The following is a 12112-nucleotide window of genomic DNA, read 5'->3' on the forward strand; positions in this document are numbered from 1 at the left end:
GTTTGAAAAGCCACCGGGGTACCGATGGCTTCCATTCGTTATTATCTTAAGAAATCAATAAGTGACGGTTGCATAATTCGTGCACTCGATGCAAGTGCAGCACGATGAACAGTTTCTTGCATCATTAATTCCGTGATAACTTTTTCAATATCTGCATCTTCATTGTCAGACATAATCCGCTTTGCAATCACTTCTTGATCCTGAACTCGGTCATCAATCATTTCAACACGGTTTTGGCGGGCACCAAGTTCGGCACGTTCGTCAACAATTTTATTTATTTGATGGTCAAGCTGCCCGAGCATTTCTGTTAGCTCTTCAGGCGTTGCTTCGGGATCTTGAAGGGCTTTCTCTAACTGAATCAGATCACCGAAAAAGTCGTTTGAAAAAACATTACCCGCATCAACATTTACCGGGACATTAACACCCTTCAACAACTCAATTTCCACATCTTGACTATTTGTAGATACAGCATCAATATGTGAGAAAACGATTTGTCGCTCTTTGAGCTCTGTTTCTTCTCCATTTTCCGAAAGCGTAATCGACATATTTTCTTCATCGTCTGGGTCGTTTACTTGAATCGACTTATCACTATTTAATGAACTGAATACAAATTGCTCATTGTCAAAATCGCTTGCTTCCGGGTCGAGCTGATATCGCTCCCCATTATGGGTTATTTCAAATGGAAACGCATTAGCACCATCCAGATCAAATTCGCCAAGCTGTCCAGAGAAACCGTCCACTCCTATATCCATCAACTCTTCTCGAACTGGAGCGTTCGTCGTATTTGTCCCATTGAAAATATATTTGTTGTTTGATTGTGTATTCGCCAATGACTGAACGTGCTCACGCAGCTGGCTTACTTCTTTTGCAATATTCGCACGCTCTGTTTCATCGTACGTATCGTTCGCAGCCTGGACAGTTAACTCACGAATACGGTGCATCGCCTGAGTGGTTGTATCTAACGTTGAATCAGACGTATCCATCCAATTATATACTTCAGATAAGTTTCGTTTAAATTGTTCAACCTCCGTCACCTGTGTACGATAACGCATTCCATTCATGGCAACCACAGGGTCTTGGGAGGCTCTCGATATTTTTTTTCCAGTCGCAAGCTGGTCATGAAGACGATGCAACTCTACATAGCTCTGGCTAAAATGACGTAATGAACTGTTTGTGATCATCGATTGTGTAACACGCATATTTTCACCCTTTTCTATATTGCTGTCGTTCAAAAAAATAGTGATTATCCGGCTATCTCTGCTTAAGTAGTCTTGGCGATTGGCTCATTACTTGTCTTTGGACTTTTAGCGGACATAGGATTCGTTATTATCACAAAAAGCGCTCTTTTTATTGTATTGAAGGACATGAGATCCGTTATTAGATGAAATAGAGAAGAATAGAGCAGCATATTCGTATAATAGCGGAACCCGTGTCCTTTCAACTTCCATAAAACAGCTTTTCAATCCTCATAGCGGAACTCGTGTCCTCCGAAGACGCAGCGGTTCTAAGTATTCCTCTCAAAAAACTGACTCTTACTTTATCGGCCGACAACGCCCATTCCATTAATAATCCGATCGAGCATTTCATCAATGACAGTCATATTACGCGCAGCAGCATTATAGGCATGCTGAAATTGAATTAAGTTAGACATTTCTTCATCGAGAGATACCCCACTTACAGACTGCCTGCGGTCCTCAACCGAACCTCTAAGCGTCTCAGAATTTCTCTCCATTCGCTCCGCTTCATTCGTGCTGACCGCCATATCTCCGATCACACCTTGGTAAAAGCTTTGGACATTCGTCGTTGTCCCCCCGAAGTTAAGGTCTGTATCTTTTACATTGGCGAGAGCAAGAGCGTTTGATCCGTCACCTGCAAACGCGTTGTCTCCTGATGCTGAAGCAGGTTCACCTGGTTGGATATTCGCTAACGTAAAGGATACATCATCTTCTTGTCCTTCGAATTGAGCTTCGTTCATATGAATCGTTAAACCGTTTACCTCTAATGGCAGTTCATCAATTTCTGTCCAGTCACCTTCACCGTTTAATTGGTATTGCCAAGCACCATTTTCAAAACGGACTTCAAGATCAAGTGGTCCGGTCGCTTGGAGCTGTCCCGATACCATTGGAGGCTCAGCATCTTCTCCTCCAGCTTGCTCCATTAAGAAGTATTGACCATCAGATGTCGCTGAAGCAGCGATATTGTCAAGGTCATCGATAGCAGAATCTAATTGAAGATATTTTGCAGCTCCTTTCACCCCGTTTTCTGGATCAAATTCATCAGCAAAATCAAAGAAGTTAAATCCTGCACCACCGTTTGCTTTTTCACCAGCTTCAATTTCGGACAGACTCCAGCCAGAACTATGAACATTATTAAATTCTTCTGTAAACGTATATACCATCTCATCTAATTGATGGAGCATCTCCGGATAAAGCCCGACTTCTTCTCCATCACCATTCATAAAACCGTACGCTTCAATTGTCGCTCGTAACTCACCAAATGACCGGAATTCATCTACTGTGAACTCCTTCACACCACTTTGCCCGCTAAGTTCACGAATATCATTGACACTATCTAGTGCTTTTTGATTAGCAATAAAGATTTTGTCTACAAGGTTCGTGTCTTCATCATAGGAAATGTGCAGCTCATTTGCTTCGAGTTTTCTTCCATCGACTAGCGTTACTCCCATATCATGACCTGCTTCATCAAGAAGCTTTATCGTATATTTTCCTTCAGCATGCTCTTTCGAAAGCCCGCCGCTGCTTACCTGTTCGACACTTATATTCACATATTGTGAAAGCTCGTCTACTAATAAGTCCCGCTGGTCATATAAATCATTTGCCAAGTCTCCATGTGGCTCCAGTCCAGCAATTTGTTTGTTCACTTCATTAATTTGACGTGTTAATGAATTAATTCGGTCTTGTTGAACACCAATTTGATTTTGATAATCACGCTGGATCGATTCTAATGAATTGTACGTATAATTAAAAGTTTCAATGACTGCGATGCCTCGCTGCCTGACGACCGAACGTGCTCCTGAATCCTCAGGGTTAACAGATAGGTCCTGTAATGCACGCCAAAATTGATCCATCGTATTTGCGATCCCATCATTCGAAGGCTCATTCATAATATCTTCCATTTTTTCTAAAGCAGCATGTCTCCCTGACCAATACCCATACTTATTATTCTCATTGCGGTATTGCATGTCGAGAAACGAATCACGAATACGCTGAATATCCCCAGCCTTCACCCCAGTTCCAATTTGCCCTGGAATGTTTGGTTTGTTAAAGCCTGGACTTGGATAAGCTTCCGTAGGTGTAAAATTTACTCGTTGTCGAGAATATCCTGGTGTATTTGCATTGGAAATATTGTGCCCGGTTGTATGAATAGCCGCTTGTTGCGTAGAAATCGCCCGCCGCAGCGTTTCTAAACCGTGAAATGTCGATGTCATTAAATCCTCTCCTACCTTTCAATTACATATTCGTCTATGCTTTCGAGTCAAACAATGAGTGCTTAGTGTCTGTGTTTTCTTTATTTTTCATATTTGGTACTTGATAATTTTCAAATTGTGATTGAGGCTGCATTGCATCTAGAGACATGTTCACAAAACGTAACGACTCTTCTAAAAGCTGTTGATTCAAGTCGTTTTGCTGTTTCAATTCCATGATTTCGCTAAGGAGACGGTCTTGCCAATGCTCGACTTCTTTACGTTCTCCCTCTGAAAAAAACGGTAGTAGTGTCTCGATCGTTACGTCTTCTTTTACAAGCCCCTTGTCTGCTGCCAAGACCTCGACTTCATGCAGTCGGGTTGCTTCAAGCTTATGGAGTTGCTGAATGAGGACGGATTCATCCTTCATAATTCGTTCGAGGGCAGTCATATCTCCTTCTTTAATTACCGTTAGTTTTTCTTTTGCTGACTTATTGAATTTTTCGTGTAAAACGGTCATTGCTTGAATAATTTGGACGAACTGCTTACTCAATGGGCTCAACTCCTATATTTTCATACTCATGCCATAACGTCCTGATGGTGTGAACGTTCAACTAGTGGTTAGTAATGGATGGACTTTAAACACTAGGACCAAAATTCGTAAAACTTACGAGCAACCTCTTTTGGATCAACGTTATACGTTCCATTCTCAATTTTCTCTTTAATTTCTTGTATTTTATCTTCACGGTCTACTGAACCACTTTTTGACGCTTGCATTTGCTTTGCCTCAGAAGAAATATTCACTTCATCTCGTTTATTTGATTGATTATGATCCTCGTTCCCTTTTACTTCCTGCTGTTTTCGGTACATATTGAGGGAGTGCATTGGATTAATTTTCATGGCAAACACCTCCTTGGTATCTGTTCATCTATTTTTTGAAATCGTTCATCGTTTGTGACCTATCATGTTCACATATCTACAATTAATATCGGCACGTCTTAAGAAAAGTTTAACATCTGTAAATGTTTATGATGAAAGAGTTTCTCTTGACCAAAGGGCTTCCATTCCATGAAGAGGAAGTTGGTACAAAATCGCGGAGGTTTAACAAAACTTGACCTGTCATTAGTAAGTGAATGAAGCTTACTGTGAGACTCTTATGTTTTCGTACAAGTCTTAATGACGAATGCGTTAATTGCCGTCATACAACCATCGATCGGTTTTATAAGTTTTGATAGTAAAGAACAAAAGCGCAAGCGCCTTGCACACGAGCGACACTCTTTACCTGCGACGAGTAACCGCAGGAGCAAGCACTGGAGGCCTGGAAAGAAGAAGTCCGATCTTAGACTTCAATTGACAGGGCGAAGTGACCTCGAGCGAGTAGGCGCTGAGCTAGACGTAACAACTATTTCGAGAACTTAGCCACATGATCTAAATCTATAGTTTCCTAAACGAACAAAAAACAACCAGCTCACATAAAACTGATTGTTAGTTTCTATTTATACGATTATCTAATGAATGATACGTTGTCACTTTATTTCGCTCTTCATTACGTTTGCGTTCTTCAAAAGCTTTTTGACGATCGACGATGTCCAAATCTGATTTTATACGATCACTGCACGTTTGACAAAGTCGTCCCTCACGAATCGTCGTTTCACATTTCTCACATGGATAGCCTAAATTCGGGAACTGAGATAGGTTAAGCCTTCCTTGACGAACAAATTCGATGATTAAGTCCTTTTCCACTTCGGTTTTCGCGTGAACTTCTTCCAAAGAAGCCATTCGATTTTCCCGCTTTCGGATAAATGTATAGACAGTTTGAAACTTAGCTTCTACTTCTCGGTAACAAGCTTCACAAACCGGACGAAATGCTTTGACAAACAGTTTGCCACAATTAGGACAATTTGATAAATCTGACATATGGACTCCTCCTATCGTCAATACTCCCCAACATTATATCGACTATTTTTGGAGACGCCAATATTTGTCATAAAAATTCAAAAAACAGAAGACTCGATACCTATATTTATTCCTTTTATTTACAATAAATTTAAGGATGCTTGCTTTTTCCCCACACTTCTTGCAAGTGTTACTGCACAAACGTTTTTTGCACCTGATGCGTACAGGCAAGCTGCCGCGCTCCGAATCGTCGCTCCCGTCGTGTAAATATCATCAATGATGACAATTCGCTTATCGTTAAGGTCTGCTTTCTCCTTCACATGAAATGCATTTTGTAACGCAGCCATCCTCTGTTCACGAGATAATTTGCTTTGCTTCATCTTAGCATCTCCCGTTCTCTCTAGAACCTCAACTATTGGCAAATCTTGACCAAGAAGTTCAGCCTGGTTAAAACCTCTCTCCCAGTGACGCTTTTCATTTAATGGAATAACTGTCACGACATCAAACCTGCCAAGAGAACGAACGAGAGCTTTTATTTTTTCGGAAAATAACGTTGCAAGCTCTGCATCCCCGCGATACTTAAACTGTGCAATGACTTCCTGAAGAAAGGGAGTATACTCAAATAGAGCCCGGTGCTTAAATGAGTGCTTATCCCAAGGGTGGACATTTTTCCAACGGGTACAGTCACTACATTCAATAGTGCCGCTATCATTCGTTGTTGGCCGTCCGCATATGTAGCAGCCGATCTTCGAAATTTCTTTAAATTGTTTTTTACAATGCGGACAAAGCTTAGAATGACTTTTAAACCCTAAAACAAAAGACCAGTCTATCGACTCTTGAAAAGAATCGTGACACAAAAGACAACGCTCCGTCTCTTGAACTGAATCTAACCACTTCGCCATCTAACTCCCCCCCATAGACAAATCATTTCTTCATTTTTTTAATTCACTCATCCATTTATTCATTTTTAATCATCTTCAATCACCTTCATTAATCCCCAATAATATCTAATCATCTTCATGGTTTTCAAAAATTTTTAATCATTTCTAATCAGTTATTCCCATAAATACCCATGTGCCTGGCACATGGATATAAATTGGATACAAATTGGATATTTTGAGATGTATTGGATTGATATTATTTGATTTTTTAATTATTTTTTAGTTATTTTCAGATGTTTTTGGATGTCTTTTATTAATAGGTGCTGATGTTTTCATTGATGTTTTGATTTGGTGATTTTTTTAGAGTCCATTAGTCTGTTAATTCCTTTTCTCCTAACCTGTTCATTTCTTTTATGTGTGTAACTGCTTTGACCATTTCGTTTGTTTTGCCATAGTTGAAGTAAACGACGTCACCTGTCGGTTCTTCGGGACTTCTCCCGACTCTCCCTGCAATTTGCACGAGCGCAGATTCGCTGAATATTTGCTCTTCTGCTCCTAGTACAGCAACCTGAACACCTTTTACTGTGACACCTCTCTCTAAAATAGTCGTGGTCACGAGCACAATTGTTTTCCCTGCCCGAAAATTTTTGACTTTCTCTCTACGCTCAGGATCTGCTGAATGTACTCCTTCTACGGAAAAGCTAACCTCCTTCCTCAAGAGACTAACGACATCTTCCATGACTTTCACAGTCGAGACAAACAAGAACATTTGCTTTCCGTTTTTCTCATGTTCGATCATCCAATGTCTCAGTTTTGTCGGAATTGTTCCGAATCTTAAACGCTTTTTCCATGCACCAACCCATACTAATTCCGGGACTGGCAAAGGATATCGATGGTACCTTCTAGCAACTTTCACCGTTTCTAAACGCCCTCTCTCAGATAAACTTTTCAATTCAGGATTTGGTGTTGCAGTAACGTAAACAGACAAACTTTCGGCCTTTTGTGCTTTTGTTACTGCATATGTTAATTTCTTATCTGCTGTATAAGGAAAAGCATCGACTTCATCAATAATGACCAAATCAAATACATTGTAAAAACGAAGCAATTGGTGTGTCGTACTAATAACGAGTTCCGCTTGAGCATAGCGGTCATCGACGCCACCATAAAAAGCATGAATAATCGTATTTGGAAACACCTCTTTTAATCGTGGTTCAAGCTCCAATACTACGTCCGTTCTCGGAGTTGCTATTAAAACACGGAGTCCTTGTTGAAGTGCGGTTTCGATGCCCTTAAAAACCATCTCCGTTTTCCCAGCACCGCAAACAGCCCATATGAGAAATTGACTGTACTCGTTTTTCCCCTCTAAAAAAAACGTTTGAACTTTTTCACACAGTTTGTCTGATGCTTTTTTTTGAAAAATAGAAAGTGTTCCATCCCATTTCAACCTATGATGTAAACTTGGGGATCTCGTTTTCTCTGCAACTTGCCACGAGAGCAGCGGTGTACAAGTCGCAACACGTCCCATCATGATACAACTGCGACAATAATAACAAGTTTCCTTGCATCGAAAACATCGATAGTGACCAAATAGACGGGAGTCTTCATTGCCACATCGATTACACATATAATGGGACCTCGTTTTCGTCAGGCCAGATTCATATCGTATAAATCCAAGCCTAACATGCTCGTGGAGTTCAGCAAGTGAAAACGGAAGCTCATCGATTAAAAGTCTTCTGCCATATAAAAATCGTTTCAAATCTTGATTATAACTAGCTGATTTGCTTTGCAAGGAATGAAAAACCTCGGTTTGATTAAATTGGATAATAGGCTTGGGGTTGCTCAATTCTAATCGGGGTTGATGTGAGAAGAGTTGTTCGAGACTATGTTGCTTAGTATCACATTGTGATAAAAGCGGTGGCGGATCACACCCAGCAACTTGATCGATTAACGGTTCCGGAATTAACCAAAAACCATGCTGCTCACCTCCCTTCATTTCATAATCCTGCAACGGCAATAAATGCTCAAACATACAGTATTGTTCTCTGTACCTCATATCAAAAGAATAAAACCGCATAAACATTCCTCCTATACAACATTGAAGTCAGGCCGGTGTATAAAAATACAAAACCTATAATAAAGGTGCCTGGCACATGGATAAAGTTGGAAATCGCAATTTGGAAAATAGGAAATTATAAAATTGAATGAGGTTAGAAATTAAAATTGTATGGGTGTCGGTCGTATTGCTGGTGGTAACTGGGGTACGGTTGAGGAGATCTCGGTGCTGTTTTGGTTTAACGGTTGGTAAGTGGTGACCTGCGGCACTTACTTACCGCAGGTCGTACATCATTACATTTATTTATCCTTTGATCCAGCCGATCCCCATACTTCCTTCACCAAGGTGAGTACCGATAACTGGGCCAAAATAACTCACAGTGACATTGGCATGTTGATATTTTTCACGAAGGTCAGCAGCAATTTTTTCTGCTTTCTCCAGACGGTTCGCATGAATGACGGTAATATCGATTGGTCCACCATCTTTAGCCGATTCATCTAACAAACTGTAAATGCGGTTCATTGCTTTTTTCTCAGTACGTACTTTTTCAAACGGAACGATAACTTTATTCTCGAAATGGAGAACTGGTTTAATTTGTAACAAACTCCCGACAATAAGCTGGGCTCCATTTAATCTTCCTCCACGATGAAGGTGGCTCAAGTCATCTGCCATAAAATAAGCTTGCGTATTCCCCTTCATCTTTTCGAGATGTGCTAAAATCTCGTCTGCAGCTTTTCCCTCTCTTACTAATTCAGCTGCCTTTAATGCATAAAAACCTTGTACCATACAGCTAATCCCTGAGTCAAACACGTGCACTTTCACATTTTCCAACATTGATGATGCACTTACTGCTGTTTGATAAGTCCCACTAATACCACTCGATAACGTAATGACAATAATTTCATCGTGGTTTTTTGCAAGTTCTGTAAACGTTTCTTCAAACAATCCAACAGCAGGCTGGGATGTTTTCGGCAGCTTCTCGGAGTTTTTCATTTCTTCATAAAACTGCTCTGCAGTAATTTCCCACTCTTCTTTGTATGCTTCTTCACCAAAAATCACGTTGAGTGGTACCATTGTAATATTGTTTTCATCACGCATTTCTTGCGGTATGTATGCAGTACTATCAGTTACTATTGCTATTTTACTCATTAAATCATCACTTCTTCCATTTTTTGAATAATAATTAGTTAAAACTATGGAAATGAATATAAACCGTCCTGTCCATCTATTAAATGTAATTGTCAGACTTCAAAAAAATGACTATTCCTTATCTATTTATAGTACCAAGATTTATATTCGATTGTCCATATCCATGGCCCATAAACACTACTCAAACAGAATAAAGTCCATAATTACAGACCACCAACCGTGTACTAGGTGTACGAAAAAGAAACATGATCCTGACTAATGGTGCTTAAGTTCCTTTGAATATTTATATTTTTTCACTGGAAAACTATGTAGTATATAGCCCCCTCTACGTCCACTCGCCCCCTGCTAAACGCTTACGGTGATCATAGTCGAAACCCCTTGATTTGGTAGTTTTTCACCTATCTGATCTTGACTCAAACCTTCGCTTTACATTTCTCTAATTTGTTCATGCACCTTCTCGGGCTCACGAAAACATTTTGCAATCTACACTATACATAACTTAGCTTGTCGTAAAAGGGGCTTAGCAAGTGTATGCTGCCAGCCTATAAACTTTTATACTTTCTATAAATGCCGAAAACCTTTGTTGTGGTTATACTATCACCCATAGATTTTAAATTCTGATAGTATAAGAAAATCTAAAAATCCCTAATTCGAAAAAATAGGCTGTTAGAATTCACAACGAGCCCTTTAATTGACCACTAATTAAGTAATTTGACTAATATTACTGTTCCTATTGTTATAGTCTTTTACCTTTTTTAAATTTTTGGACAGATGATATAAACAATCTTCCAACAATATTCGTAGTATATCCAGAATAGAATAGTTGTAGAGGAGATGTATATGTTTATGGTAGGTTTTTCAAATCCACTTATCGGAGTGTTCACAAACAACGGGGTGATCCGAAAGTTAAATAAGCAAAAACGTAATTTCAAATCTTACTTTCGTATAGATTTTCTTACAAAAGAAAGTATAAAAGCGGACATCCCATTATATTTTTTTTCAATCTATGATGTCGATTTTAAAAATTCGACTGTAAGAGGTACGTACTTTAATCAGCATAAGGGTATTTGGAAAAAAAAGAAGTTTCCTTTGCCTGATATTCTTTATGACAAAGGTGGAGGGTTTCTAAAATCACAGAAAAAGAAAGCAAAAAGGATAAGAAGAAAATTCTCCGAGTTGGGTATAAAAACGTTAAACTCACAACATTATTTTGACAAATGGATCACTTATAAATCCCTCAAAATGGATCCCGAAATACTTCCACACCTTCCTCAAACAGAACGTTGTGACAATCTTAATGACTTAAAAGCATTCATGAATGGAAAAGATAAAATATATATAAAGGGGATCTATGGTAGTAGAGGCAAAAAAGTCGTTTGCTTAAAAAAGACCGAAGATGGGATCTACGAATTAAATTATTTTATTGAGAAATTGGTGAGCAGAAAAGAACAGAGTCTTGAGGATGTATACGACTTCTTAACTTCTTTCTTAGGGAATGAAAAATTTATTATTCAACAAGCAATTTCCTTGATGGTCATCAATGATAAGTTGATTGATTTTCGTGCAGAGTTACAAAGGAATAAAAGTGGAGAGTTGGAAGTTGTAGCTGTTCCTGTTCGTTTTGGAGTAAAACAATCCCCAATTACTATTCACTCTGAAGCATATTCATTTGATGAATTCTTTCGCAAATTTTTTAATTATAGTGAAAATGAAATCATCCAAAAAAAGAATGAAGTAGACAATTTCCTAAAAAAAGTTTATGAAAGTGTTGAAGCATATTTTGGACCTTTCGGAGAAATCGGTATTGATTTTGGGATGGACGATCAAGGAGATCTTTGGCTTATTGAATGTAATGCAAAATCAGCAAAAGTTTCTTTATGCAAAGCATACGATGAAGAAACAGTTAAAAAAGCCTTTTTAAATCCGCTGGAATATGCAAAGTTCATTTATAATAAGTCATTTATTGAGTTTTCAAATGTAACTGTAGAAAACATTCGAAAGGCAATTTATGATTACGTTGAAGAATCCGTAGACCGTAAAATGAATAGGATTGTAAAAGAGAAGTTTGATAGGCTTTTAAATGAAGATATGGAAGACCAAGATGATGAAGAGGAGCCAACCTTTTGATGCCGTTGCTTACGTCGTAGCTTCTGAAAACTGCTTAACGCTCTGTTTAAAGGAATCGGATAAGAAATTGATATTGTATTAATCGCAAAAAGAATAAAGCTGTTCTAAAAGGTTATAAGACGCTTTGGATAACAGCAGCGTAGTTGTCATTCCCAGTGGAATCGTGTAGAAAAGGGAATGATAAATTTTATAATAGACCGTTAAACCATTTTACCTTTTACCAGTAAACTATTTTCCATTTTACCGTTAAACCATTTTACCATTTTCATCCATGTGCCTGGCACATGGATAATGCTGGAATATACTCGCCGCTGTCTTTGGTATGGTCCTCCTAAGGTAGACAGATTGAAAAATAAAAATCTGTTTCTCCTTAGGCGGATTCTTTGTGGGAATTTCCACTTAGATTCTCATAGATTTTAATGGTTATTTTTATCGTTTTGCATGGGGTTTTTACAAGGTTAAATAGGTTCCTACTTTCCTCATTCTTGATATTTCGTTCTTTTTTTGAATATTTTGTTGTATTTTCTGGAAATGGTGTAGTATAATATTTTCTAACCTCATAGTCTTCCATATTTTCACTTT

General features: G+C 38.7%; 10 protein-coding genes. 1 reads left to right on the forward strand and 9 read right to left on the reverse strand.

The features are described 5' to 3' along the window. Positions 1-41: 41 nt before the first annotated feature. From flgL to CD001_RS25025, 8 genes are all read right to left on the reverse strand, one after another. Positions 42-1199, reverse strand: a complete 1158-nt coding sequence (gene flgL / locus CD001_RS24990) for a flagellar hook-associated protein FlgL (RefSeq protein ID WP_096190274.1) — start codon at positions 1197-1199, stop codon at positions 42-44. Positions 1200-1537: 338 nt separating this feature from the next. Then, positions 1538-3448, reverse strand: coding sequence for a flagellar hook-associated protein FlgK (gene flgK / locus CD001_RS24995; RefSeq protein ID WP_096190275.1), 1911 nt, complete (start codon positions 3446-3448; stop codon positions 1538-1540). Between the two features lie 34 nt (positions 3449-3482). After that, positions 3483-3977, reverse strand: a complete 495-nt coding sequence (locus CD001_RS25000; protein ID WP_096190276.1) for a flagellar protein FlgN — start codon at positions 3975-3977, stop codon at positions 3483-3485. A 92-nt stretch (positions 3978-4069) separates the two neighbouring features. After that, a complete protein-coding gene (gene flgM / locus CD001_RS25005) occupies positions 4070-4324 on the reverse strand; it encodes a flagellar biosynthesis anti-sigma factor FlgM (RefSeq protein WP_096190277.1) in 255 nt (84 codons plus the stop codon). 585 nt (positions 4325-4909) lie between these two features. Then, entirely contained in the window at positions 4910-5341 is a 432-nt protein-coding gene (locus CD001_RS25010) for a TIGR03826 family flagellar region protein (protein WP_096190278.1), read from the reverse strand. 119 nt (positions 5342-5460) lie between these two features. Beyond that, on the reverse strand, positions 5461-6222 hold the full coding sequence (locus CD001_RS25015) for a ComF family protein (protein WP_096190279.1): 762 nt from the start codon (positions 6220-6222) through the stop codon (positions 5461-5463). A gap of 349 nt (positions 6223-6571) precedes the next feature. Continuing rightward, complete coding sequence (locus CD001_RS25020) at positions 6572-8275, reverse strand: DEAD/DEAH box helicase (RefSeq protein ID WP_257009937.1); 1704 nt, start codon at positions 8273-8275, stop codon at positions 6572-6574. Positions 8276-8557: 282 nt separating this feature from the next. Beyond that, on the reverse strand, positions 8558-9403 hold the full coding sequence (locus tag CD001_RS25025) for a DegV family protein (protein WP_096190280.1): 846 nt from the start codon (positions 9401-9403) through the stop codon (positions 8558-8560). Positions 9404-10243: 840 nt separating this feature from the next. Between CD001_RS25025 and CD001_RS25030 the strand changes: the two genes are divergently transcribed. Then, positions 10244-11530, forward strand: coding sequence for a YheC/YheD family endospore coat-associated protein (locus CD001_RS25030; protein ID WP_179298896.1), 1287 nt, complete (start codon positions 10244-10246; stop codon positions 11528-11530). A gap of 370 nt (positions 11531-11900) precedes the next feature. Here CD001_RS25030 and CD001_RS25035 read toward each other — a convergent pair whose 3' ends face one another. Next, complete coding sequence (locus CD001_RS25035) at positions 11901-12101, reverse strand: hypothetical protein (RefSeq protein ID WP_142303645.1); 201 nt, start codon at positions 12099-12101, stop codon at positions 11901-11903. Between the last annotated feature and the right edge of the window lie 11 nt (positions 12102-12112).

The organism is Evansella halocellulosilytica, from assembly GCF_002335745.1.
GTDB classification, from domain to species: domain Bacteria; phylum Bacillota; class Bacilli; order Bacillales; family Salisediminibacteriaceae; genus Bacillus_CA; species Bacillus_CA halocellulosilytica.

What these genes read in the sequence shown, in the direction of transcription:
- CD001_RS25015 (WP_096190279.1), bottom strand. Translation starts at nt 6,222, where the DNA reads ATGGCGAAGTGGTTAGATTCAGTTCAAGAGACGGAGCGTTGTCTTTTG.
- CD001_RS25030 (WP_179298896.1), top strand. Translation starts at nt 10,244, where the DNA reads ATGTTTATGGTAGGTTTTTCAAATCCACTTATCGGAGTGTTCACAAAC.
- flgM (WP_096190277.1), bottom strand. Translation starts at nt 4,324, where the DNA reads ATGAAAATTAATCCAATGCACTCCCTCAATATGTACCGAAAACAGCAG.
- CD001_RS25010 (WP_096190278.1), bottom strand. Translation starts at nt 5,341, where the DNA reads ATGTCAGATTTATCAAATTGTCCTAATTGTGGCAAACTGTTTGTCAAA.
- CD001_RS25035 (WP_142303645.1), bottom strand. Translation starts at nt 12,101, where the DNA reads ATGGAAGACTATGAGGTTAGAAAATATTATACTACACCATTTCCAGAA.
- flgL (WP_096190274.1), bottom strand. Translation starts at nt 1,199, where the DNA reads ATGCGTGTTACACAATCGATGATCACAAACAGTTCATTACGTCATTTT.
- CD001_RS25025 (WP_096190280.1), bottom strand. Translation starts at nt 9,403, where the DNA reads ATGAGTAAAATAGCAATAGTAACTGATAGTACTGCATACATACCGCAA.
- CD001_RS25020 (WP_257009937.1), bottom strand. Translation starts at nt 8,275, where the DNA reads ATGCGGTTTTATTCTTTTGATATGAGGTACAGAGAACAATACTGTATG.
- flgK (WP_096190275.1), bottom strand. Translation starts at nt 3,448, where the DNA reads ATGACATCGACATTTCACGGTTTAGAAACGCTGCGGCGGGCGATTTCT.